Origin of the sequence: Caldibacillus debilis DSM 16016, from assembly GCF_000383875.1 — a bacterium.
In the GTDB taxonomy this organism is placed as follows: domain Bacteria; phylum Bacillota; class Bacilli; order Bacillales; family Caldibacillaceae; genus Caldibacillus; species Caldibacillus debilis.
Genome location: NZ_KB912915.1, coordinates 49,846 through 74,712 on the forward strand (window position 1 = coordinate 49,846; position 24,867 = coordinate 74,712).

The 24,867-nt window shown below is 52.5% G+C and carries 19 protein-coding genes and 1 riboswitch; of the genes, 4 read left to right on the forward strand and 15 right to left on the reverse strand.

Annotation, left to right across the window (positions count from 1 at the left end; genetic code table 11):
• Positions 1–23: 23 nt before the first annotated feature.
• The 3 genes from A3EQ_RS21880 to sppA all read right to left on the reverse strand — a co-directional run bounded on the left by A3EQ_RS21880 (position 24) and on the right by sppA (position 2,731).
• Entirely contained in the window at positions 24–686 is a 663-nt protein-coding gene (locus A3EQ_RS21880) for a DUF2953 domain-containing protein (RefSeq protein WP_154652908.1), read from the reverse strand.
• Positions 687–1,210: 524 nt separating this feature from the next.
• On the reverse strand, positions 1,211–1,711 hold the full coding sequence (locus A3EQ_RS0117165; RefSeq protein ID WP_020156388.1) for an RDD family protein: 501 nt from the start codon (positions 1,709–1,711) through the stop codon (positions 1,211–1,213).
• 12 nt (positions 1,712–1,723) lie between these two features.
• A complete protein-coding gene (sppA, locus tag A3EQ_RS0117170; protein ID WP_020156389.1) occupies positions 1,724–2,731 on the reverse strand; it encodes a signal peptide peptidase SppA in 1,008 nt (335 codons plus the stop codon).
• A 104-nt stretch (positions 2,732–2,835) separates the two neighbouring features.
• Between sppA and A3EQ_RS0117175 the strand changes: the two genes are divergently transcribed.
• Positions 2,836–3,636 carry an NAD kinase gene (locus A3EQ_RS0117175; RefSeq protein ID WP_020156390.1) on the forward strand — a complete coding sequence of 267 codons (801 nt, stop codon included), beginning with the start codon at positions 2,836–2,838 and terminating at the stop codon, positions 3,634–3,636.
• A gap of 183 nt (positions 3,637–3,819) precedes the next feature.
• Here the strand turns inward: A3EQ_RS0117175 and A3EQ_RS0117185 are convergent, their stop codons facing one another.
• The 5 genes from A3EQ_RS0117185 to ezrA form a co-directional block, all read right to left on the reverse strand.
• Positions 3,820–5,433 carry an amidohydrolase gene (locus A3EQ_RS0117185; protein ID WP_020156391.1) on the reverse strand — a complete coding sequence of 538 codons (1,614 nt, stop codon included), beginning with the start codon at positions 5,431–5,433 and terminating at the stop codon, positions 3,820–3,822.
• A 478-nt stretch (positions 5,434–5,911) separates the two neighbouring features.
• Positions 5,912–6,118 (reverse strand): alpha/beta-type small acid-soluble spore protein, encoded by a 207-nt coding sequence (locus tag A3EQ_RS0117195; protein WP_020156392.1) that lies wholly within the window; start codon positions 6,116–6,118, stop codon positions 5,912–5,914.
• 513 nt (positions 6,119–6,631) lie between these two features.
• Positions 6,632–7,843, reverse strand: coding sequence for a tRNA uracil 4-sulfurtransferase ThiI (gene thiI, locus A3EQ_RS0117205; RefSeq protein WP_020156394.1), 1,212 nt, complete (start codon positions 7,841–7,843; stop codon positions 6,632–6,634).
• Entirely contained in the window at positions 7,840–8,991 is a 1,152-nt protein-coding gene (locus tag A3EQ_RS0117210) for a cysteine desulfurase family protein (RefSeq protein WP_020156395.1), read from the reverse strand. Before A3EQ_RS0117210 ends, thiI begins: the two co-directional genes overlap by 4 nt.
• Before the next feature lie 179 nt (positions 8,992–9,170).
• Positions 9,171–10,865 (reverse strand): septation ring formation regulator EzrA, encoded by a 1,695-nt coding sequence (gene ezrA, locus A3EQ_RS0117215; RefSeq protein ID WP_026500047.1) that lies wholly within the window; start codon positions 10,863–10,865, stop codon positions 9,171–9,173.
• 217 nt (positions 10,866–11,082) lie between these two features.
• Here ezrA and A3EQ_RS0117220 point away from each other — a divergent pair, with 217 nt between their 5' ends.
• Positions 11,083–11,571, forward strand: a complete 489-nt coding sequence (locus A3EQ_RS0117220; protein WP_211212072.1) for a GAF domain-containing protein — start codon at positions 11,083–11,085, stop codon at positions 11,569–11,571.
• Between the two features lie 471 nt (positions 11,572–12,042).
• Here A3EQ_RS0117220 and A3EQ_RS21405 read toward each other — a convergent pair whose 3' ends face one another.
• Positions 12,043–13,893, reverse strand: a complete 1,851-nt coding sequence (locus A3EQ_RS21405; RefSeq protein ID WP_020156399.1) for a sensor domain-containing diguanylate cyclase — start codon at positions 13,891–13,893, stop codon at positions 12,043–12,045.
• Positions 13,894–15,039: 1,146 nt separating this feature from the next.
• Here A3EQ_RS21405 and rpsD point away from each other — a divergent pair.
• Positions 15,040–15,642, forward strand: a complete 603-nt coding sequence (rpsD, locus tag A3EQ_RS0117245) for a 30S ribosomal protein S4 (RefSeq protein WP_020156402.1) — start codon at positions 15,040–15,042, stop codon at positions 15,640–15,642.
• Between the two features lie 144 nt (positions 15,643–15,786).
• On the opposite strand, the gene A3EQ_RS0117255 is transcribed toward rpsD, so the two are convergent.
• Positions 15,787–16,353: an LOG family protein gene (locus tag A3EQ_RS0117255; protein ID WP_026500050.1), complete on the reverse strand. Its 567-nt coding sequence runs from the start codon at positions 16,351–16,353 to the stop codon at positions 15,787–15,789.
• 490 nt (positions 16,354–16,843) lie between these two features.
• Positions 16,844–16,949: riboswitch (SAM riboswitch) on the forward strand.
• Positions 16,950–17,189: 240 nt separating this feature from the next.
• On the opposite strand from A3EQ_RS0117255, the gene A3EQ_RS0117270 reads away from it, so the two are divergent.
• A complete protein-coding gene (locus A3EQ_RS0117270) occupies positions 17,190–18,815 on the forward strand; it encodes an ABC transporter substrate-binding protein (protein ID WP_026500051.1) in 1,626 nt (541 codons plus the stop codon).
• 515 nt (positions 18,816–19,330) lie between these two features.
• On the opposite strand, the gene A3EQ_RS0117280 is transcribed toward A3EQ_RS0117270, so the two are convergent.
• From A3EQ_RS0117280 to A3EQ_RS0117315, 5 genes are all read right to left on the reverse strand, one after another.
• Complete coding sequence (locus tag A3EQ_RS0117280) at positions 19,331–20,341, reverse strand: tripartite tricarboxylate transporter substrate binding protein (protein ID WP_020156408.1); 1,011 nt, start codon at positions 20,339–20,341, stop codon at positions 19,331–19,333.
• The gene (locus A3EQ_RS0117285; protein ID WP_020156409.1) at positions 20,338–21,897 is read right to left on the reverse strand and encodes a tripartite tricarboxylate transporter permease; all 1,560 of its coding nucleotides are present in this window, start codon (positions 21,895–21,897) and stop codon (positions 20,338–20,340) included. Before A3EQ_RS0117285 ends, A3EQ_RS0117280 begins: the two co-directional genes overlap by 4 nt.
• 15 nt (positions 21,898–21,912) lie before the next feature.
• Positions 21,913–22,371: a tripartite tricarboxylate transporter TctB family protein gene (locus A3EQ_RS0117290; RefSeq protein WP_020156410.1), complete on the reverse strand. Its 459-nt coding sequence runs from the start codon at positions 22,369–22,371 to the stop codon at positions 21,913–21,915.
• Positions 22,372–22,824: 453 nt separating this feature from the next.
• The gene (locus A3EQ_RS0117305) at positions 22,825–23,742 is read right to left on the reverse strand and encodes a DMT family transporter (RefSeq protein WP_020156413.1); all 918 of its coding nucleotides are present in this window, start codon (positions 23,740–23,742) and stop codon (positions 22,825–22,827) included.
• A gap of 815 nt (positions 23,743–24,557) precedes the next feature.
• Positions 24,558–24,806, reverse strand: coding sequence for a hypothetical protein (locus A3EQ_RS0117315; RefSeq protein ID WP_020156415.1), 249 nt, complete (start codon positions 24,804–24,806; stop codon positions 24,558–24,560).
• Between the last annotated feature and the right edge of the window lie 61 nt (positions 24,807–24,867).

Consider the following 24,867-nt stretch of genomic DNA (forward strand, 5'->3'; position numbering starts at 1 on the left):
TGAATGACCTCCCGTATCCTCAATCATAGGTTTGCGCTTCTTTTCCTGTTTTCTCTTTTGGCCGTTGCTTTCCGCCGGACTTGCAAAATTTTGATTCCTGCGAATATAGCATGCCCCAGCCGGAACTGAATCATGCATAAAAAACGGGTTTCGGCGATCTCCCGCTGAAAATCGGGGGAAACGTGGATGAGGGGGCGGGTCCGAAGGGAAAAATTTTGGCCGAGGACGCCGAGGACCGTTCCCTTGATCCCCCAAAGGACCCCGGAAAAAAGGCCGGTGAGGGCCGCATCGCCAGCGCCCACGACCGTCACCCATTCAAGGCGAAAAATCTTCACCTTTTTGAAAAAGTTTTGCGCGATCGTTTTGATCCGCAGGAACTCCTCCAGTTTTATTTGAAAGTTCTCCATCGCTTTTTTCATTTTTTCCGGGGCGGACCCTTTCTCCTTTTCCCTGTCCCTCTCCGGTCCGCGGGCGTCCGGTCCGCCGCCCTTCGCTTCCTTGTCCTTCCCTTCCGCCGGTGCCTTTTCCCAGCGATAGCGGACGATGCCCATGAATGCCCGGAGATCGACGGTGAAACGCCCCCCGTTCCCGTCATGGGAAAATTCAACCCGTATGTTCAGCCGGATAAATAAAGAAAGGATGAATAAGATGACCAACAAAAAACCGATTGCCGCCAAGGTGGCCAAGTTCCTCACAACCCTTCAGCATTCCATTATGGACCTCGGCGACGGAAAATAAACGGACATCCGGTGAAAATCGGCCCGGGAAACCGGCCCGGCCGGTTTTTGCCCGCCGCAGGGAAGGAAAGAACGTCGCGGAATAACGGTTCATCCTCCCGGAGATCCGGCGGAAGGGATGCAGATCCGAAATCCGGCCAAAGGTTTCCTCCTTTCACCCGGAAGAAAAGACGGGGCACCCCCCGCAGTCCGACGGGAGGGATGTTCCGTTGCGGCGATCGGGCGAAAAGAGCGGACAAAACCGGCATCATCCGATCTTTCCTTTTCAAAAAAAAAACCCGGGAGCGGGCATATGGCCGCGCCTCCGGGGCGCGCACGGCAAAGGGCAAAAAAGCCGGCAAAAGGCGGATCTTCCGGCCTTTTGCACGGCTTTTACCTTGTCGTTTATTCCCTTTTCACAACGGCAATACACCGCTCCCCTTCCGGCGATTTTCTTCACCTGGCCAGTCAGTCCCTTTTTCCTGCATCGGCCGTCAATAAGCATTCTGCGGCCGGGTATGGGTTTGCCGCTTCACATACTCTTCATGGATGACCGTGGTGTCGGCAAACAGATCGTGGATGCCCTGCTTCTTTTTCGTGAAGGCGGCAACCGCGTAAGTGACCCAAAGGGTGGAGCAGATATAGCGGCCGATCAGCTCCCGGAAAAGGACGGTCAGCCAGTCGAGTTTTTCGCCTTTAAGCGGAACGACTTTCAAACCGAATGCCATCTTTCCCAAGGTTTGCCCGAAAAATTTTGTCATCAGCACAAAATAGAGATAAAAGACGGCCGCCCCGAGAACCGTTTTCAAGGAAAAGAACCCGTCCGTCCATTGGAAATAATCGGCTAAAGGAATGACGGCGATTCTTTTGATGGAGCCGATCACGATCAAATCGAGCAAATAGGCCCAAAACCGGATCCAAAACCCCGCAAAGGCCGGGCGATCCGGGGCTTCCCAACCGTTCCCTTCCCTTCCCAATTCCTCTTGGAAGTCCATCATCGCCACCCCCTATTCCGTATACAAATACATGAGCCTTGGCGAGCTGTTCGCGTTCAAGAGCTTCGCCAGCAGGGACGTTTCCAAATCTTCATCCAGCAGCACTTCCTTCGCCTTTAAGCCGAGGAGGGAACCGATATTCAGCAATTGTTCCCCGTAACGGACCACCTGGGCGTTGCGCAAACCGCGGTAGTCCCTCTTCATCGCGTCGATCACATCGTCCAAATATCCGAAATCATCGATCAATTTCGCTTCCTTGGCCTGGCGCCCGTCCATGATCCGTCCGTCGGCCAACCTTTTCACTTCCTCGGTGCTCATGCCCCGGCCCTCGCTGATGACGCGGACAAATTGTTCATAGGAATTATTCACCATCGTTTGCAAAATCTTTCTTTCCGCCTCGGTCATCTCCCTGGTGGGGCTCATGATGTCCTTAAACGGCCCGCTCTTGATTGTCACCGGCTTAATCCCCAATTTTTTGGCCAGTTCCTCAACATTGTACCCTTGCATGATGACGCCGATGGAACCGGTCAAGGTTTCCGGGCTGGCAAAGATTTTGGTCGCCGGGGCCGAGATATAATAGCCTCCGGACGCCGCCATCGATCCCATGGAAACATACACCGGTTTTTTCTTTTTTTCGATCAGTTCGGTGAGCTTGTCGTGGATTTCCGCACTTTCCACCACCCCTCCCCCGGGGGAATTCACCCGCAGGATGACGCCCTTGACCGTGGCATCTTTCATCACCGAATCGAGCTGTTCCAAAAACAATTGATGATTGTAGCCTCCGCCGGAAAGCAAACTTTCCGCCCCGCCGGAATCTTGGATGACCCCGTTGACTTCAAGCACGACAATTTTCCGGTTTTCGTCACCCTCTTCGATGACCTTTTCCGAAAAGGGTTTTTCGGAAAAATATTCCTTCCATAATTTTTCCGTTTCCTTATCCGCCTTTCCGAAGGAAACCATCAACGAAACGAAAAACAGCGCCGCCGCGATCCCCAAAGCGGCCCATCTTTTTCCCGACATCCTATCACCCCAATGCGCAAAGTTGGTATTTCAAGCAAAAAATGCTAAACTAACATTAATCATAACATATTTCATCCGGCGAGAACCGAGAGGAGGAAACCCAAATGGATCCACGAAAGAATATTTACTTCTACTATCAGCCTTCCCCTGAAGTCTCGGAAAAAGTCAAAAAATTAAGGGAATTATCCGAACGTTACGGGCTGAAACCCGTAGAAAACAGCCGGGACGCGAATATCATCGTTAGCGTAGGAGGCGACGGCACCTTTTTGCAGGCCGTCCGGAAATCCGGTTTCCGCGACGATTGCCTGTACGCCGGCATCTCCGTCGAAAACCAGGTCGGCGCTTACAGCGACTTCCATGTCGACGAGACCGATGAAATGGTGGAGGCGATGACGAGCGAAAAGGTGGAGGTGAGGAAATACCCCACCATTCAAGTGACCGTCGATGACGAAGCCGCCTTCTATTGCCTGAATGAATGCACGATCCGTTCGTCCATCGTCAAAACCTTTGTGATGGAAGTATACATAGACGATCTCCATTTTGAAACCTTCCGGGGCGACGGCATGATCATCGCCACGCCGACGGGAAGCACCGGCTACAACAAATCCATCAACGGGGCTGTCGTCGATCCGCTGCTCCACTGTTTCCAAGTGAGCGAACTGGCTTCGTTAAATAACAACTTATACCGGACCCTCGGCTCTTCGTTCATCTTGAGCGGGGACCGGACGCTGACCTTGAAGGTCGTCCACAGCGGGAACGATTTCCCGATCGTCAGCATGGACAACGAGGCCCTCTCCATCCGAAACTTGAGAAAAATCGAAGTTAAGCTGAGCGGAAAAATCGTAAAAGTGATCAAATTGAAGGACAATTCCTTCTGGGAGAAAGTGAAAAGGACGTTTTTGTGATCGGCAAGGGGCAGCGGCAAGCCGCTGCCCTCCATTTTATTACGGAAACCGAGCCTCGAAACCTTGCGGAGCAAGCGGTGATTGCCGCTGCCCTCCATTTTATTACGGAAACCGCCGGGATCCGGTTTCAGCCCTTTTCTCTTCCCGCCGATGGGTTGGCCGGAAAGCCGGGGAAAAATCCCGTCAGGTTCCGGCCTTTATCCCGTCTTCCGCCCCGTAAACGATCTTTCCGCCGATGACCGTGCCGCACACCTCCACATCCAATATTTCTTCGGGGGGGATTTCAAAAATATTCTTGTTTAAGATGGTAAAATCCGCGTCATATCCGGGCTTGATTTTTCCTCGCGTCCCCTCCCGCAGACAGGCGCGGGCGCTTCCGGACGTGTACAACGAAACCGCCTCGAACACGCTCAGCCTTTCCCCGGGATCATACGCCTCATCCGGCCGGTCCGGAAGGGCCCTTGTGACCGCCGCATAAATGCCTTCCATGGGGTTCACCGGTTCAATCGGCGCATCCGACCCGCCGGCCACGGCCAGCCCGGCTTTCAGCAGCGATTTCCAGGCGTACAGAAGGGGCGACCTTTCCCTGTCGACCCGGTCCAAAACCCACGGATAGTCGCTGAGCAGAAAACGGGGCTGAACGTCGATAACCACCGGCAATTTTTTCAACCGTTCCAACAAATCCTCCCGGAGCACCTGGGCATGGATCAGCCGGTCCCGCATCCCTTCCGGCGCCGGATTTTCCTCCATGGCCTCGATGGCCCATTCCGCGGCCAAATCGCCGATGGCGTGGATGGCGACCGCCGTGTTCAACTCCCTTGCTTTCCTCACCAGCTCTTTCAATTCCGGCAAGGAATGGACCCCGATCCCGCGATTTGCCGGATCATCTTTGTACGGTCCGCTCAATAATGCCGTCCGGGAACCGAGGGAGCCGTCGGCGAAAATTTTCATGGCGCCGAACTCCACATTCCCGCCCCCGCGGAGATAGCGGAAGCCCGCCCGGTGCCATTCGTCGATGACGCCGTGATGCACGAGCAGATGGGCGCGGAAAAGAAATTCCTCTTCCTGCAGCACTTCTTGGAAGGCCCGGTATGTATCCCGAAAACTGCCGTAATAGTTCAAATCTTCCGTGTGGACGCCGGTCAACCCGTACCGGCGGCAGGTTTGAACCGCCAATTTCAGCGCCCTTTTCAAAAAAGGGAGGGAAGGTTTCGGCACGAGCGGCGCGATCAGGTCCAGCGCCGCGTCTTTTAAAACGCCGGTCGGCTCCCCGTTCCTTTTGCCGATCTCCCCGCCCGGGGGATTTTCCGTCTCCCCGGTAATTCCCGCCAGAGCCAACACTTTCGAATTGACAACGGCCGAATGGCGGCAAATTCTTTTCAAAAGGACCGGCCGGTCCGGCACGACCCGGTCCAAATCCTCCTTCGTGATCTCCCGGCTGTCGGACCAGGCGTTTTCATTCCATCCTTCGCCGATCAGCCATTCCCCTTCTTCCAGTCGGGACGCATACTCCTTTATCGTCTGCAAAACTTCCCTTTTGCTCCCGCATCGGGCCAAATCGGGGCGAAGCAAGGACTCGCCGAGCCCGATCAAGTGGATGTGGCTGTCCACGAAACCGGGGAGCATGGTCTTCCCCCGCAAATCCACCACTTGCCGAACGTCCCGGCCGAAGTCATGAAGCAGATCCTCTTCCTTTCCAACCCCGAGGATCTTGCCTTCCGACGTAAAAACCGCCTCGACCTTTTCCCCTTCTTTTTCCATCGTATATATATTTCCCTTCGTCCATAATATGCCCATCCCCTATTTCTCCTTTCCGGACGTATTTAACAACTTTATTATGATTTTTGTGCTCCGCTTTTTCAATCGTCCGGGAAGTGTTGTGGCGGACACTTTTATTGCAGGACGCCTTCTCTTTTTGCCTATTGAATGAATTCGTACTGCGAATAATTTTACACATACGACAAGAAAAAGGGTTCCGGTTGTTCGGGTCTTTCGGAATAAGTTTTTCACCGGCGGCGGCCCGGTCCGGAAAAAGGGAAATCCGGCAGGAAAACCGGGCCCCGCACCGCCCTCCCTTCCGAAAAAATGCATGTCCGCCGTTACGGCTTTTCCGGAAATTTCCTTTAATAAAAAATAAAAGACGGGTTATTGGGGAAAATTTTAAGATAGAAGAAAAAGATGGAAGGCGAGCGGGGGTTTCCGTTAAACATTCCGGCCTTTTCCGCCCAAGATTAAGGGGGCCCCTCAGGAAGGCCCCCAAAGCCAAGCGCTATATTTATTGTGAAACTCTGCCATTTAATTGTTGTTGAGCGATTTGAACGAGCCGTTTCGTGATTTCGCCGCCGACAGAACCGTTCGCGCGGGAGGTTGTGTCAGCGCCCAAATTCACCCCAAATTCTTGGGCGATTTCGTATTTCATTTGTTCAAGGGCTTTTTCCACGCCGGGAACAAGCAATTGGTTGCTGTTATTGTTACGAGCCATTTCATCTCACCTCCTTGTACCAATAGAATGCGTAAAATCCATGGATTCATGCGGGAAAAAGCCAGGTAAATAATTACAAGGCTGGCTCCAGCAAAAAAAAAAGCCGGCCTTCCGGCCGCCGGCTAATGAAGAAGATAGGGAACATCCTTTTTCCGGAAAAAAGCTTTTCCGCCGGCGAATCCGAAAACCGGGCATGGGTGTCATCCGCGTCCGGAAGATGCGGTTCGGAAGGATGGCGGTAAAACCGCAGCCCGAAGGCCGCGGGACCGGTCACCGAAAAAAACTTGGACGGCATAACTAACACCAAAAGGTTAGTTATGTCCCATCCATATCTTTTCCGCTGAACAGGTCAAACAATGGAGATTTAAACGAGATCCTAATTTTTATTTAAGTCAAGACGCATAAACACCAACCATCATCAATAATACCCTTTCACTGCTTGGTGCTAGTAATTCCGTCCAAGAAAAAAAAGCGCCCGCGCCCCGGCGGCGCGGACAATCCCGTTCGGTTGTTTTAAAACAGCTCCTGGAAGGCCGTCTTTTCGGCCGGTTCTTCGCCGGAAGAGACGACGATCGTCTCGATCCCTGCCAATGCCTTTTCCATCAATGCCCGGTAATCAAACAAGGTTTCATATTCATTCGCCTTTTCCCGCGTCGGCTTCGTTTTCGGCTGGGCGGGCGCAAAAATTGTGCAGCAGTCTTCATAGGGCAGGATGGAAATATCGTGGGTGCCGATTTCCTTGGCAATTTGGATAATTTCCAATTTATCCATGGCGACGAGCGGCCGGAGCACGGGGGTGTCGGTCACCTCATTGATGGTGAACATGCTTTCCAGCGTCTGGCTGGCCACCTGGCCGAGGCTCTCGCCGTTCACGATCGCCAGCCCCCCTTGTTTTTTCCGGATCTCGTCGGTCAACCGGAGCATCATCCGGCGGGTGATCGTCATGGAATAATTGTTCGGGACCTTCTGATGGATCGTTTGCTGGATCTCCGTAAAGGGAACGATATGCAGCGGGATTTCCCCGCAGATCTCCGCCAGTTTTTTGCAGATGTCGATCACCTTTTGTTTGGACCGTTCGCTGGTGAAGGGCGGGCTGTAAAAATGGACCGCCTCGATTTTTAATCCCCTTTTCATCGCCAGATAGCCGGCGACGGGGCTGTCGATGCCCCCCGACAGCATGAGCATCCCTTTTCCGCTTGAACCGACCGGGAGCCCGCCGGCCCCTTTGATGACTTCGCAGGTGACGTAAATCGCTTCCTGGCGGACTTCCACCTGCAAGTCAAAATCGGGATGGTGCACATCCACCGTTAAGCCGGGGATCTGGTTCAGCAGATAGGTGCCCAGCGTGCGGTTGATTTGGTCGGAAGTGTAGGGGAAGGTCTTATCCGCCCGTTTGGCGGAAACCTTGAAGGTCTTTCCCGAAGCATCGAGATCGAGGAACAACCGTTTGGCGCTTTCCTTCAATCGCTCCATGTCCTTTTCCAACTTGATGACCGGGCTGAAGGAATGGATGCCGAACACCTTTTTCAGTCTTTCCTTGACTTCCCCCATATTTTCTTCGTTCAACAAAATATGCATGCGGTCCCTTTTCGCTTGGATTTCGATGTTAGGGAAATCTTCCAACGCCCGGCGGACGTTTTTCCGCAGCTGGTCCACAAATATTTTTCGGTTTTTCCCTTTTAAGGACATTTCTCCGTAGCGGACTAAAATTTGATCGTAAATCATCGTTTACCCCTCATCACTTTTTGTAAAGATTCGATCGTTTCTTTTATCGTTTCGGCCGCAATCCGGATTTCTTCCATCGTGTTCGTGTAGGACAGGCTGATCCTTAAAGCGGATTGGGCCAGCTCCTTCGGGACGCCCATGGCCAGGAGCGTCCGGCTCGGCTTTTCCAGTTTGGAGGAACAGGCGCTCGTCGTCGACACGTAAATCCCCCGTTCTTCCAAGGCATGAACGAGGACTTCCCCCTTCATGCCACGAACGGAAAAATTGACGATGTTCGGGGAGGCGCCCTCCCTCCTTGAATGAACGGTCACTTGCGGGATCTTTTCCAGTTCGTCGAGCAAATAATGCTTCATCTCCAACAAATTGCCCCGTTCCGCGGCCATTTTTTCCATTTCCAGGCGCAGCGCCTTGGCCATGGCCACGATCCCGGCGACATTTTCCGTGCCGCTCCTCAACCCCTTTTCCTGATTCCCGCCGGCCAAAAGGGGGGAAAGCCGGATTCCCTCCCGGACAAATAAGGCCCCTGTTCCCTTCAGGCCGTGGAATTTATGGGCGGATACCGTCGCCAAATCGATGTTGGCCTTTCGGAAATCGACCGGCGTTTTTCCGATGGCCTGGACACAATCCACGTGGAAAAAGATCTTCGGGTAATTTTGCAGCAGGCGGCCGATCGCTTCAATCGGCTGGACAGCGCCGACCTCGTTGTTCGTATGCATGACGGAAACGAGAATCGTATCGTCCCGGATCGCCCTTTCCACGTCGGATACCCGGACGGCCCCATCGGATCCGACGGGCAGATAGGTGACATCGAAACCGAGCCCTTCCAGCTGCCGGCAGGTTTCATAGACGGACGGATGCTCGACGGAAGTCGTAATAATATGTTTCCCCCGTTTCCGGTATTCGAATGCGATCCCTTTAATCGCCGTATTATTCCCTTCCGTTCCGCCCGACGTGAAAAAAATTTCTTTATCTTTCACGCCCAAGAGTTCCGCCAGCTGCCTCCGCGATTCATTCAACAATTTTTCCGCCTCCAGGCCGATGCCGTGAAGGGAGGATGGATTTCCGAAAAACTGGCGGGATACCTTCACGAAGGCGTCAACCACTTCGCGGTATGGTTCGGTTGTGGCGCTGTTATCGAGATAGATCATCCAAATCATCCTTTTCCAAGGAAATGAACCGTCGCAACGGCCGTGCGGGTCCGGCCGCACGACGAACCATTTGTTCAAAAAAAAAGTATATCAAAGAGATATACTTCAAACAATTCTTGTGACTGTTTCATCAAGGAAGGAGATGGGGAAAGCGGGGAATCGGCCCCCAAACGGAACAATTATTGCGACTGTTCATTCAGGAGGGCTTCAATCTTTTTCAGCGCGCCCGGCTCCACCTTTTCGACGGCCGCCGCCGCTTGTTCGAGGGCCGCGGCATAATCGTAGCTGCGGAAGGCCTTCTCGGCCTCGAGCAATTTTTCCCGGACAAAGGGATACCGGGTTCTGTACCGGTTCCCGTATTGAATAATTTTTTCCACGAGGAAGGCGTTTTCCAGCATTTCTTCGACCTTGTCATGCATGTACGTGACATTTTCTTCCGCCTTCGCCAGCGATGCGCGGACCGCCTCCATCGATAAAGGTTTCTGCTCGAGATGGCGGAGGCATTCCTGGACCGCCTCGAAGGAGGAATAAAGCAGCGCCTCGATGTCCTGGGGAACGCCCGGGATGGCGCTCCGGTTGATCATCAGGCGCGATTCGACCACCTTGTTTTTCAGTTCCTGGATCCTTTGGCGCGCCTCCAGTTCATCCTTCCGCAGGGATTGCAGCTTTTCCAGATATTCCTTTTGTTTTTCTTCCAATTGCTTCATTTCCTCTGAAATTTCTTCCAGTTTTTCTTTCAAGATGGAGTAGGCCGTGTTCTCCGTCCCATTCGGCGTAAGCAGCAAGGAAAGGGTCTTTTTCATTTGTTCGATTTTTTTATCCATTTCGGCGACAAATTCCGTTTCCTTTTCGGGCAGCTGATAGCTGATCTGCACGCTGCGGACTTCTTCCTGCAATCGATCGTTGACGTTTTTTATTGTGTCCATTTCTTGCCGGATCTTTTCCTTGTTTTGCTGCACAAAAAGTTTGGAAGAAACTTCCTTTTCCAAAAGGTCGTACAACAGGTTCAGGCTTTCTTTTGCGTCTTCCAAACCTTTGCTGACTTCTTCGGTCTCGGCTTGTTCCAGGTATTCCCGGTAGCGGCTGATCTGATCTTCAATGCGGCGGATTTCCTTTTCCAGTCCGAGGTGTTCCAAATTATAGCCTTGCTTGCGCATTTCGGCGGATCCGTCGACGATCTCCTTGATCTGCCCGGGGATGACGTGCAGGCATTCTTCGAGGAGAAGGGGGATCTTTTTCATATTCTCGTCCAGTCGCTCCAATTTTTCCTTCAATTCCAGCACGATTTCCCTGGCATTCAAATAATTGCCCTGATCGGTTTCTTCTTCAAATCGGGCGAACAGATGCCCGGCGGCCTCCAGCTCCCCTTCCAGCCTGGCGGCGGCTTTTCCGAAGGAATGGCGGTTGGCGAGCAATTCTTTCTTCAATTTTTTATATAATTGCTCCAACCGGGCAATATCTTCCCGGTTTTTTTTCTCGCTGCCGATCAATTCGTTTAATTCCGCCAGCATCGACTCCATCTTTTCTTCCGTGCTTTTCAGCGTCCTTTCAATCTTGGCCAGCACTTCCTTCGCCTTGGAAAAACGGTATTTGCTGACGCAGTCCTCCGCATCGTACAACCATTCTTCCACATCCGGCAAATCCCCGGTCACGATATTGTCCCAGGTTTTCCGCCATTGTTCAAAATATTCTTCCGCCTGTCCGTGCATTTTCAATTGTTTGATTTTGGCGATCTCGTCGAGAACGGGGCGGTTCATGATTTCAATTTTCCAGGCCTCCAGCCGGTCGATTTCCTGGTAATAATTTCGTTTTACGAAAAATCCGATCAGGATGAGCACGGCCGCGATCAATACAATCCCGATAACATATTCCATTTCCAGCACCCCTGTCCCTTGCAAGAAAGCGAAAAAAGAATCTCCCAATGCTTATATGATACCATGTCCGGGAACGTTTTGGGACAAATTCTTGCCTCTTTCGCATTTTTTGTTTTTTCTTTTCCATCCATTATGTATTATAATAAAGTATCACATCCTTTCCATCGGAACCGGAACCGTTTTTGTGAAAATTCCAATCCTGGCCGTAAAGGAGCGGATGCCCGTGTTTCAAGTCGTGGAATACAAAGGCACGAAGGAAGAAAATTACCTTCTTTTAATCAAACAGCTGAAGGCCCTCGTCGAAGACGAGGAAAACCGGATCGCGAACTTGAGCAACGCCAGCGCCCTTTTGAATCAGTTTTTGACGGATATCAACTGGGTGGGCTTTTACTTGCTGGAGAAGGATGAACTGGTCCTCGGCCCGTTCCAGGGTCTCCCCGCGTGCGTGCGCATCCCCGTGGGCAAAGGGGTGTGCGGGACGGCCGCCCGGGTAAGGAAAGCGATCCGGGTCCCGGATGTGGAACAGTTCCCCGGCCATATCGCCTGCGACGCAAGAAGCCGTTCGGAAATCGTCTTGCCGCTGATCGCCGACGGAGAGCTGATCGGCGTGCTGGATATCGACAGCCCGTTGAAGGACCGCTTCGACGAAACGGATGAAAAATATTTGCAAATGTTCGCCGACGTCCTCGCCCAATATGTGAAATAAGCCGTTAAAGCGGCGGCGACCGGTCACGGCAGCCGGCCCGAAAAAGCGGGCCATTCCGTATTTCATTTTGAACCAAAATCACAGGGACGGGCTCTGGCATCGGCGGATCCGTCTGTTGGGCGATCCATGAAAAAAAGCCTATGAAGCTTGGGCCTTTTTCCGGCATTCGCCGGGGAAAGGCCGTTCGTTTTTTTGGAAGCCGGCGGGGATTGCAAAGGATCGCACCCCTGGCGTGCCCGATATTATCCTTCCCCGTCGGCCTCGGACAAACTTTACCGGCCGGATGGAGAGAAAGCGGCTTCCCATGCGGCCGATTTTTTCGCCAGAAAAAATCCCCTCCCTGGCAGACCGATCGCTTTTTGGCCGGCCCGCCCGGAGGGGATGCTGCCCGTTTTTCGCGCAATCGAACAGGATGGAAAGGTGACATTTTGGTTTGATGTCCGCAAGGGAAGCCCGCCGTTTGCCGCATTTTTAGCCGGAATAGGCGATGACGCGGTTTTTCCCTTTCCGTTTCGCGTCGTACAACGCTTCGTCCGCCCGGCGGAACAATTTTAAAGGATCGTCTTTCATCTTCCTGTTCCAATAGGCCACCCCGCAAGATATGGTCACTTTCGGATCCGTATGGGTTTCCGCCAATTTTGCGATCCGCTCCGCCAGCAGCACGCCGTCCCGCAAGGAGCGGCCGGGCATGTAGATGGCCAGTTCTTCCCCTCCCCACCGGGCGCTGATTTCCCGATCCGTCAAATTGTCTTTTATGATCCCCGCCAGCTGGATCAGCACCCGATCGCCGACATGATGGCCGTAAGTGTCGTTCACGAACTTAAAATTGTCGATATCGATTAAGATGAACGTCCCTTCCAAGTCCTCGGCCATCGATTTTTCCAGCACCTGATCCAAATAATTCCGGTTGTACAATTTCGTGCTGTAATCGGTGATCACGAGCCACTCCAGCTCTTCCCGGAGCAGGGAATTGGCGATCGCCAAAGAAGAATGCTGGGTCAGCGTCTGAAAAAGCTTGAAGGTTTTAAACGAAAAAAAATAAGGCTCATGATGGAGGGCGACGGCAAATCCCCATATTTCATCTTCCTGTTCCATCGGCACGGCCATCAGCGAAAGAAACCGATGGCGCCTGTCCTTTTGATGTTCGGAAAAATCGCCGATAAACAAAGGTTCGCGGTTGGAAGAGAAATGATCCTGCAGAAACCGCAAATAAAAGGCGCTTTCCTCGCCGAAAAAAAACGGGGTGCTCCCCTGCAAAACATGGGGATTTTTTCCTTTGAGGAGCACAAAGGCCGCTTCTTCCGCCCGGAGCGAAGATTTCAGCTGGCTGATCATGTAATGGGTCCGGTCATCGAGGGACAGGCGGGAATTCAATTGATGGGATACCTTCGTCACCAGCTTCAGCTCCCGGACAAGCTGGTTCGACTGCTGGTACAGATGGGCGTTTTCCATCGCGTTCCCCGCCGTATTGGCCAAAATGGAAATGAATTCCACCATCGTTTTCGGGATCCGTTCCATCCGGACATTGCCGATTTGCAAAATCCCGTAAACCCCTTGTTTTCCTTTTAACGGAAAATAAAGGGTGTTCCCGTCTTTCCCTTCCTCCATGCATACCTGCCCCGTCACATACGCTTTCATCGACAAGGCTTCCAGATCGTTATAGTTCAACAATTGCACCGGCAAATGCCCGCAATCGTTGTCGTTGGACAACAACAGATGATAGGAAAAGGCGGGGTACAGTTCCTTCAAAAATTCCACCATTTCTTGCAAAACTTCCCCGATATCCATGGAGGAATGGATTTTCATCGTCACGCGGAGCAATTTCTCATTCCAAATCTCCTTGACGCAAACGGATTTAAAGGAAAAGAGCTTCACCAAAAATTGGGACACGGTCAAGGAAAACTGCTCCCACCATTCGGCGGAAGGACATTCCGCCAAGGAAATCCGGTCCAAAAGGATGCAACCGATCGGATCCCGGGTTCCGTTTCTTAAAAGAATGCCGGTTTTGTAAGGGGGAAACGCCCCTTCGCCGATCCGGACGAAGACGCCGCGGCCGTCTTCCCGCAGCCGGTGCTTCATTTCGTCCCAATCGTCGATGAAGGAGAATATTTCCGGGGGTTTCAGGAGGACGGCGATCTCTTCCGTCTCAAAGGCGGACAGCCGGAGCAAAAAGCGGATCCGCTCCGCTCCGAGATGTTTGCAAAGCGTTTCGGCCAGTATATTCATATCGTCATGAAGGACGCTCTCCGGTCTGCATTCATACATGATCCCGAGAAGCTCGCTTTTCAATCCGTAAAGCAACTGCTCTTCCTGGGCATTCATTCCAATCTCACCTGTCTGCGTTATGATCGAAATAATCAAAAAATTACGCAAAGTTTTCCCCGTTTCCGGAGGAACTCTGCGATTATTTTAGCAAGGATTAACATTTTTGGACGAATTTCCATATTTTTCATCCGTATGTATTCATTATAGCATAAAAACGCATTTGTTGATTCAATTTTTAAATGTTTTTTTAACTTTTGCCCGCCGCAAAAATTAAAAATTCGTCCCAAGGCGGCTTCCGGTCCCAAATTTGGGCCGGCGGAAAAACTCCCCCCATCGGCCGCCCCGAAAAAAACCGGCAGGCGGCCGGACATCCGGTCCGTTCCCTTTCCGAATCATGCCCTTCCGGTTTTCACGTTCCGCCGCCCGAACCATCCGACATAGAAATCTTGTTCAACATAGCCGCAAAAACCCCGTCCGCCTTGAAGCGGGACCTTCCCTAAATATTAAAGACTTAGTGCAGCATGCCAACATTCGGTTTTTCGGCCCGGAATGCCCAACATTCCTTTTTTCCATCAGGCGCGGATGGTTCAACATCCAAGGAAAAATGTTCAACATTATTACTTAAATGTTCAATCAACGATTTCGTTTGTCCAATATCTTGGAGAAAACGTTCAACATTAGTTTTGGATTTCACGACGGACGGTCCATCATCTCATCCGGACTGTTTGACATCTGAAAATAATCGTCCAACAACAGTTGGGATTGTCCGGCATTTTCAGCGATCGTTTCATCATTTTAAAATTTATGTTCAATATGGAAAAAAATTTGTCCGACATGAAAGAAAAATAACCGTCATCCCGGAAAAAACGTCCATCACCGCGGGAAAAATGTCCATCATCGCTCCCGGGGTCCGACATTCGAACGGCCCCTGAACCGGATGCGGCCCAATGCACCGTGAAAATCTTGCCATAAACATTTCCCATTCTTTTGTTGACTTCATTGTTGCAATTCCATATAATAGACTTTGTGTAAAATATGGCAGCCTATGTGTACATGTTTATCCGCCCATTTTGTTGCTCCTTGCCGGAGTTGTACCGCGTAACCCTCAGCTGCTGGGGCGAAGGTACATGAAAACAAAATGGCGATAAACGATGTACGCAACTGTTTTATTTTACCGACTAACTTTTATAAGGAGGAACTTCAATGTCCCGTTATACAGGACCGACTTGGAAGATTTCCCGCCGGCTCGGGATTTCGTTAAGCGGAACGGGTAAAGAACTGGAAAGACGTCCGTATCCTCCGGGACAACACGGACCCAATCAACGGAAAAAGCTTTCCGAATACGGCCTCCAATTGCAGGAAAAACAAAAACTCCGCCACATGTACGGGATAAACGAACGCCAATTCCGCAACACTTTTGAAAAAGCCGGGAAAATGAAAGGGGTCCACGGCGAAAACTTCCTGATCTTGCTGGAATCCCGCCTGGACAACCTGGTGTACCGGCTGGGCCTCGCCCGCACCCGCCGGCAAGCCCGGCAATTGGTGACCCACGGCCATATCCTGGTTGACGGAAGACGCGTCAACATCCCCTCTTATCTCGTGAAACCCGGTCAAACGATCGGCGTCCGCGAAAAATCGAGAAACCTGCAAATCATTAAAGAGGCCATTGAATTAACCAACTTCATTCCGGAATATTTAACCTTCGATCCGGAAAAAATGGAAGGCACCTATACCCGTTACCCGGAACGTTCGGAACTTCCGGCGGAAATCAACGAATCCCTGATCGTCGAGTTCTACTCCCGCTGATCGGCTTCCGCGCGGGAAAGGCTGCTTAAAAGCCCCGGATCCCTTGGAAACAAGGGAATCCGGGGCTTTTTCATACAGGCGAGAAGGCCGCGACATCTCTTCCATGTCCACGGGCCGGTTTGCCGGAGCTCGCCTTTCCCGGGATCATGCCCATTTATGAACGAGACGGGGTTCGAACCGCTCCATCCGGCGAAAAAGGGTTTCCGCATCGCCGGCGGTGATCAATAACTCCAAATTTTCAGGCTTGGCGAATCCCTTTTCCACCGTGTGTTCCAGCATCCGAATCAAAGGATCGAAGAAACCGTTGACGTTGAACAGGCCGATCGGCTTTTTGTGCATGCCGATCTGCAGCCAGGAGAGGGCTTCAAAAATTTCTTCATAGGTCCCGTAGCCTCCCGGCAAGGCGATATAGCCGTCGGCCAATTCGTGCATTTTGGCTTTGCGGTCATGCATGGTGTCCGTAATGAAGAGTTCACTGACGCCCTCGTGGGCCAACTCTTTCTTTCGCAAAAATTCGGGTATGATCCCGATCACCCGGCCCTGATTGCGCAAAACCGCATCGGCGATCTCCCCCATCAGGCCCGCCTTGCCGCCGCCGTAAACCATGGATATCCCCCGGTCGGCAAGGAATTTTCCGAGATCCCTGGCCGCCCTCCTGTATTCCGGGTCGTTCCCGAAATTCGAACCGCAAAATATGCAAATGGATTGGATGTTATTCATCTCCCGAACCCCCTTGCGCGATCCGCCCGAAAAGCCGGGAACCGGCGGTCTCCGGACACTTTCCCCGTTTTGCCGGCAAAATGCCGATGCCCATCGGGCATCCGGTCCGGCATCCCCCTTCCGCCGGAAAACCTCCGTTTACGGCTTTTCCACGGCGCTCTTTTTTGCCATCCCCACAATTATAGCTTTCGCCGGGAATGCATGTAAAGGCCGGCGCGCCGCCGCGCCTGAACCGAAGGGCCGATCGGCCCTGCCTGAAACGGAGGCAGAACCGTCTGCAATCGATGCACAAGTTCCCCCATCGGATATTGATACCGCCGACGGGAAAATAAAAAAATCCGCCTTCGCTTTCTTCCCGCCCTTTCCGGCAATTGGTTCGGCGGCATGGAGGCGGACTGAATATAGAGATCTCGAATTTCCCTTGACAAAAGCACGGGAATTTTTCTAAGATATTCTCATAATTGAATATTTGCAAAAGTTCATCTTATCCAGAGAGGCGGAGGGACTGGCCCGGTGAAGCCTCAGCAACCAGCCGGATTCCGGCCAGGTGCTAATTCCAGCAGAACTTCTGTTCTGGAAGATAAGATGAAGGGAGGCAATGTTTTCTTTGCTAAACTTCTTCTTATCGGAAGAAGTTTTTTTTCATTTCTTTCGCATCAAGGGGGGATCCGCCGGGAAAATAACCGGCATGTTCCGGCCGGGAAAAGCGGTTTGGGAACCTCGCCGGAACCGTACGAACCGCAAGATCAGGCTGCATGTCTGTCCGCAGGAAGTCCTCCGGGGAAAAGGCGTGCAAAAACAAATGACAATCAAAAGGAGGATGCAGGATGAAGAAAACAGCGTTCTTATTGACGATCCTACTTTTATTCGCATCCGTCCTGTCCGCCTGCGGCGGCAATAAGACGGACGGGGAAAAAGCCGCAAACGGCGGCACCGGAAAACCGGAAAAAGGGGGAACATTGATCTTCGGCCGGGGAGCGGACGCCGTCTCCCTCGATCCGATCAACGTCACGGACGGAGAATCCATCCGTGTTACATACAACATCTTCGAAACCCTCTTTGAATACGACGCCGATTTAAACATCAAGCCGAGACTGGCCACTTCTTACGAAACGTCGGAAGACGGGTTGACATGGACCATCCATCTGCGCAAAGGGGTCAAATTCCATGACGGCACGGATTTCAACGCCGATGCAGTCGTCTTCAACTTCGAGCGCTGGATGGATCCGAACAACCCTTACCATGACGGGGACTTTACCTACTACACCTTCCTTTACGGGGGATTCAAAGGGGACGAAAACCATAAAATCGTCCATGTGAAGGCCCTTGACGATTACACCGTCGAGATCCGATTGAAAGAAAAGATCGCCCCGTTCCTCAGTTACCTGGCCATTCCCATGTTCGGGATATCGAGCCCCGAGGCGATCAAAAAATATGACGACAAATACGGCGAACATCCGGTGGGAACCGGCCCGTTCAAATTCGAGAGCTGGGACCGCAACGACAAGATCGTTTTAACCAAAAACGAAAACTATTATGAAGAAGGGAAGCCCTATCTCGACCAGCTGATCTTCCGGGTGATCCCCGACAATTCCGCCCGTTTGAGCGCCCTCAAATCCGGGGATATCGACATCATGGACGGGCTCAATCCCGACGATAAGAACGCCGTCGAGTCCGACCAAAACCTGGATTTTGTCAAACGGCCGAGCTTTAACATTTCCTATTTGGCCTTCAACACGGAAAAAGCGCCCTTTAATGATGTGAAGGTCCGCCAGGCCATCAACATGGCCATCAATAAGCAGGGAATCATCGACGCCTTCTTTAACGGATTGGCCGAACCGGCGAAAAATCCCCTTCCTCCCGTCCTTTGGGGATACAATGACGGGATTCCGGGTTATTCATACGATCCGGAAAAGGCGAAACAATTGCTGGCGGAAGCGGGATACCCTGACGGCTTCAAGACCGAACTGTGGGCGATGAGCAATCCGAGGCCTTATTTGCCGCAGCCGTTAAAAGTGGCGGAAGCGATCCAGGCCGATTTGAAGAAGGTCGGCATTGAGGCCGAAATCAAAACCTTCGAATGGGCCACCTACCTGGACAAAGTGAAGAACGGCGAACACCCGATGGCCCTCTTCGGATGGACGGGCGTTTTGGCCGATCCCGACAACTTCCTCTATCCGAATTTGAGCAAAACGAACACAAAGAAACCGGCCAACAACATTGCCTTCTACAAAAGCGACGAGTTAACCGGTCTGCTCGAAAAAGCGAGGGTCACCATCGATCAAAAGGAACGGATCGAGCTTTATCAAAAGGCCCAGGAAATCGTCTTCCGGGATGCGCCTTGGGTCTTGCTCGCCCATACGGCCCCGCCCCTGGCGAAGGCCAAATATGTGAAAGGGTTTGTCGCCCATCCGATGAACGATTCGTTCACCGAAGTCTATCTCGAGAAATAACGGCCGGCACCGGCCTTAAGGTGCCCCCGTTTCGGGAAAACGCCCGGATCGAAAAGCGGCAGGCGGGCGCCGGCTCTCCAAATCGGTACCGATCGTCTCCACCGGACGGCCCTTTCCGGCCGTTTCCCCAAGGGGATGAAGTCCCTTTATCCGGCGGCTTTCCGCCATCCTTCTGCTTTTTCCGGCTCCCTGGCGGAATCCGCAAAGGGGCATTAAAACATGTCCTTCCTCGCATCCGGGGAAGGCGCGCCCGCCCGGGCGGGCCGACAGCAAACCTTGGCTTGCCGCAATACCGCACCGCCGGCAGTCAACAAACTTTGGAAAAACACCTCCCGCTGGAGGTGTTTTTCCATTTTTTGATGATTCGAACCGGTTTGTCAGGGTTCCTTGGAAACCGGCGGCGGGCAAAGGGCGGGCGATCCCCTTCCCTTTCGGGCAACGGCGGCCGGATTTCCGGCGAATCAGGCGGCATGGCCGCCTCAATTGCTCTTTCGCATCCAACAGAAACCGGAAAATCACTTGCGAATGCCCGTTTCTTCCGCCAGCTCGGCGTACCAGTCCAGCTCCCTTTCCGCCGACCGTTTAAACTCGGCTGAGGGCAAATAGGACGGCTGGAGATAGATCTTTTCCAGCTGCCCGATAAAGCCTTTGTCCTTCTCCATTTTGGCGACGGCCGCTTCCCACTTTTTGACGATCGCCTCGGGCGTTCCCGCCGGCAAGGATATCCCGGTCCACCATTTGACCGTCAAGCCGTGAAAGCCGAGTTCCTCCGTCGTCGGCACGTCGGGGTATAAGGGGCTCCGTTTGCCGTCCTGGACGGCCAGCACCTTCAGCTTTCCCGCTTGCACGAGGGAATAGACTTCCCCGGCATTATGCACGGCCAAAAGCACATGACCCCCGGCCACTTTCGCGGCGGAATCGCTGGCCCCTTCGCTCGATACCATCCTCGTTTTTTTATAGTCGATCCCCGCCGCGCTCAGCCATTCCGCCACCCCGAAGCTGGAAAATCCGGCCGGGCCGACGCTTGCCCAGGACAAGTTTTCCGGATTTTCCTTTACCCATTCGGTCAGTTCCCGCAAATCCTTCCACGGCGCATCGGCGCGGACGGCGTAAACGAGGGGGGACTCGGCGACGCGGGCGGCGAGCATATGGTCCTTCAGCCGGAGAACGGGGCGGTTCGTTCCCGCCTCATACATCGTCGTCGACGAATTGTTGTTCATCAGCGCCGTATATCCGTCCGGTTTGGCTTCCGAAAGCGCGTACCGGGCACCGACGATCCCGCCGCCCCCGGTCTTATTGACGACGATCACCGGCTTTCCCCACTCCTTGCTTAAATATTCGGCGACCGCCCTGGCCGCCAGATCCACTCCTCCGCCTGCGGCGAATGGCACGACGAGTTCAATTTGCCGTTCAGGATACCGGCTGCCCTTTTTTTCCGGTTCGGAAGTGATCGCAGCGCTTGACGCACAGGCGGCTAAACCCGCCATGAGGAATAAAGCCAATAGGCATGTGATAAATTTTTTCATGAACCCTTTCCCTCCCATGTTTCGATCGTCCGAATTGGCTGCCGTTCCTTTAATCCCGCTCCCTTCCCGGTGTCCTTCCCTTTCCGGGTTCTTTTCATCAACACCGAGGAAAGGATAAACAAAACCGTCGCCAAGACGAGCAGGGCAAAGGAAACCGGCCTTTGCACGAAAATCAACCAACTTCCCGAAGAGATTTCCAACGATTGGATAAAGGCCATCTCCATTTTCGGTCCCAAAACGAAGCAAAGAATAAATGGAATAACCGGCCATTGAAACTTATGGAACAAATAACCGAGGAGCCCGAAGGCGACGGCCGCCAAACAGTCGAAAAGGCTGTTCCGCACCGAATAGGCGCCCAGGAGGCTGATCATTAAAATGGCCGGAGCCAAAAGGCCGAAGGGCACCTCGGTCAGTTTTGCCCACAATCCGACCATCGGAAGATTGAGAACCAACAGGATGATATTGCCGATGAACATGCTGGCGATCACGGTCCATACAAAGGCGCTGTTTTGCTCGAACAAAACCGGGCCCGGCGTCAGCCCGTAGATCATGAACGCCGCCAATAAAACCGCCAGCGGGGGAGACGAGGGAATGCCCAGGGAGAAAAGGGGGATAAAGCCTCCGGAACTGGTCGCGTTATTTGCCGATTCCGGTCCCGCCACCCCTTCGATGGCGCCTTTCCCGAACCGATCCGGATGTTTGGAAAGCCTTTTTTCCAAGTCGTAGGAAAGAAAGGAGGTGACCGTCGCCGAAAATCCGGGCAATATGCCGAGGAAAAAGCCGAGGAGGCTCCCTCTGACAATCGGCATTCCGCTCCGCTTCAAGTCTTCTTTGCCCGGAAAAGTCCTTTTGATGTGCTCTTGTTGGATCCGGACCCTTCTTTCCTCAAGCCCCTTCAGCACTTCCGTTATGGCGAAAAAACCGATGATGATGCTGATCAGCTCAATGCCGCCGGCCAAAACCGGAATCCCCCAGGAAAATCGCGGGACCCCCGATGACAAACCGATGCCGGCAAAAGAGGCGAGAAACCCGGCGGCGCCCATGATGACCGATTTCAAAAAGGACCGTCCGGAAATATTGAAAAGAATAAGAAGCGCCATCAACAGCAGGACAAAATATTCCGGAGGGCCGAATTTCAATGCCTGGTCGGCCAGAACCGGAGCTAATAAGACGAGCCCGATCAAGCCGAAAATCCCCGCGGCAAAAGAGCCGATCGCGGCGATGCCTAGAGCGGCTCCCCCCCTTCCCTGCCGCGCCAACGGGTAGCCGTCCAAGGCGGTCGGAACGGAGGAGGATTCGCCGGGAATATTCATCAAAATAGCCGTCGTCGATCCCCCGTACATGGCTCCGTAATAGATCCCCGCCATCATGATGATTCCCTGGACGGGATCCAGCACCATCGTGACCGGCAGCAAAATCGCGATGGCTGAGGTCGGTCCGAGCCCCGGAAGGACCCCGACGATCGTCCCGACGACCGAACCCGCGGCGACAATCAGCAGGTTGAAAGGGGTCAGCACCTCTTGAAAACCGTTCAGCAGAAACATTAACGTCTCCATGTCGCTCCTCCATCCTTAAAATAGAAATCCGTTCGGCAGCGGGGTTTTCAAAAATTCCGAAAACAGAAGATACAAGGCGCAGGTAAACAGACCGGAAAACAGGACGGAATCCGCCCACCGGTAATTTCCGATGATCCTTAGCAAAAAAAGAAACGCGAGGAAGGTGCTGAAAACATATCCCGCATACCCGATCAGCAGGCAATACGAAATCAGGACGCCGGCGGTGGCGGTCATCTTCCTCCCGATTTTCCCCCCGGGCAGCACAAATCGTCGGGAAGATTCCTCTCTTTTCAGGAGCAGAAATAACCCCGCCGCCACCAAGATTGCCCCGATCAGCCCCGGAAAGACATGGTCACCAGCCCAAAAATCGGTGCGGTACGGATAAAGCCTTGCGGCTTCAACGACAGACACGATGCCGAGAAACAGGGAGATAAACGCCCCCGTTTTGCGGGGAATCCCAGCGATCTTTCTCATCGACTCCCGCCTTTCCTAAACGAAGATGAGTGTTCCTTACTTGCTTCGCAACGATCGTCAGCTCATTTTGGCCGATTTCCTAAACGAAGATGAGTGTTCCTTACCCCGGCCCATGCGTTTTTCCGCGGCCGCGGGAAAATTCCGCATTTGCCTATATATTTCTATTCACTTTCCGCCCATTGGGCACTTGTCCGCCGAAAAAATGCGGAAGACTCGGCTGCGGATTTTGGAAAAAGAAGGAATGGAAGGACGGGGAAGAGAACAACGGAAAAAGGACGGCAAAGAGAGAGCCCCTTATCGCCAACGGAGAGGAAAATTGAAGGGGACAGGCTGCAGCTGCGGCCCGGGGATGCCCCTTTCAGAAACAAAAAAAAGCCCCCGAGGGCTTTTTCCGTCTCCCTGGGGCTGTGCCTTCCGGCTTCCGCCGCGTACGCCGCAAAACGGCGATTCCCGTCAACCTTGTCCCTCTTCCGGGCCGGTCTTTTTTTCCATACTTTTTGCCGCATTTTTTGCCGCAAAAAATTCGCCGAAAAAAGCGGCGCCCAAAATAAAAATTCCCCCGACGACCTGGCCCCATGTCAACATTTCCTTTAAAACGAGGGCGGACATCGCTACCGCCGAGACCGGATCGAAATAGCTCAAAACCGCAACCGTCTGGGTCGGCAATTTTTTGATCGCAGAAAAATAAAGGAAATAAGCGAGCCCGGTGTGGACGATCCCGACGACCAGCAAGAAAAACACCGACCGGCCGTCCAGTCGGGACAGATGAATTTCTTCGGCCGCGGCGACATAGGGAAAGAGCACGAGGGCGGCGAAAAACAGCTGGATCAGGGCCGTTTCGTATCCGGGAAAATCCTTTATGCATTTGTTCAGCAAAACGACTCCCGCGAAAAATAAGGCGGCAAGCAGGCCGAACCCGATGCCGGCAAGGTGGCTGTAACCGCCGGCCACGGATTCTTCCCCCTGCCCGAGGATGAAAAACAAGCCGGCCATCGCAACCGCAATGCAAGCAGCGCTTTTTGCCGTCCATTTTTCCTTCAGAACGAACGGGGACAACGCCATCACCAACACCGGGGCGAAATAATAGGCGAGGGTGGCGGCGGAAACGGTCGTATACCGATAGGCTTCAAAAAGAAAAATCCAATTGAGCCCGAGGGCGCTTCCGGACAAAAGGAGCAAAATCCAATTCCTCTTCGTCGTTTTGAAACGCAGCCTATTCTTCATGATGAGGGCCGCAAGAAACAAAAACAAACTCCCGGAAGCCCCTCTGAATAAAGCGACGGCGCCCGACGGCAGGGCGATATGCTTGACAAACAGGCCGATGCTGCCAAAGATGAGCATCACGAGGGAAAACAACAGCTTCTCCTTCATGCCGTTCCTCCGAATGATAATTGAGATTTTCCTGCTTCGAACATATCCATTGTAAAATAAGATATATTCCGAGCCTATTCTTTATTTGATTAATGGTCCAGGCATGTCATTTTCAAAATTTTTCCACCGTTTGATAACCGTTGGAACAAACGCAATTAAAGTTATGCAACGGGACAGCCATTCCATTCCGACAAATGAGTTATCCAATCCGAAAGGGGAGGTATCGCAAGCATTCTGCCATCTCATCCGATTGAATCGCTTAAAGGATGCTAAAACGATGGGAAGCCGGATTTCAAAAGGATCCTTTTCCCTGTTATATTGCCATTGTCGATATGAAGAGAAAAGCAAATAAAAAAGATAATCCGTTAGCTTCTAATAGCGAGCTTGAAGGAAAGGGAAAATAATATATCGATAAATGTCGTATCCGATCGGGATTTGAAAACAAGCGGCATCGACTTTGACGATTTTAACAGTCTGCAGACGCGCTCGTTGGACATATGATGCGATCCAATTGTCATATTTTCTATCAATATATCGTCCATTCTGCAGATACGGCCCAAATAAAAAAGATGAGGACTTATATGGAAGCAAAGACGAACAAATCCGAGACTTTATTGATCAATCGGTAAAAATAAGGCGATTTCCATCATCGAAGAAAAGCTGAATTCCAGCGTTCATGAAGTGAGCAATACTTATCTTTGCCAGGGCTAGACATGTACATGATGCAGCAAGCAAACCAAATCCGCGTCCGAAACGGCAATGGAATGGGGCGGCCCCTTCCCGCCCTGGGGAAAACGCCGCCCGCCCAAGGTTTTTCATTCCACTTCCCTCAGCATATTTTCAATGCGGATCAGCCGCTCATTCATCTCATGCAAAAGTTCCGCCTGCCGCCGCTGGAAGGCGTCCCTTTCCTTTTCGAATTTCAATCTTTCTTCGGCCCGCCTCTCCGAACGTTTGACGGTCCGGTATATAAAAATAGCCGCGACGATCAACAAGGGAATCGGAACCACAAAGAATACGAAGGCAATAAGCTGATAGAGGGAATCCATCAGGGAAAAAACCATCCTATCCACCTCCTGTTTCTTCAATTGCTCTCCGTTGGGGTGATCTTTGAATTGGCCACGG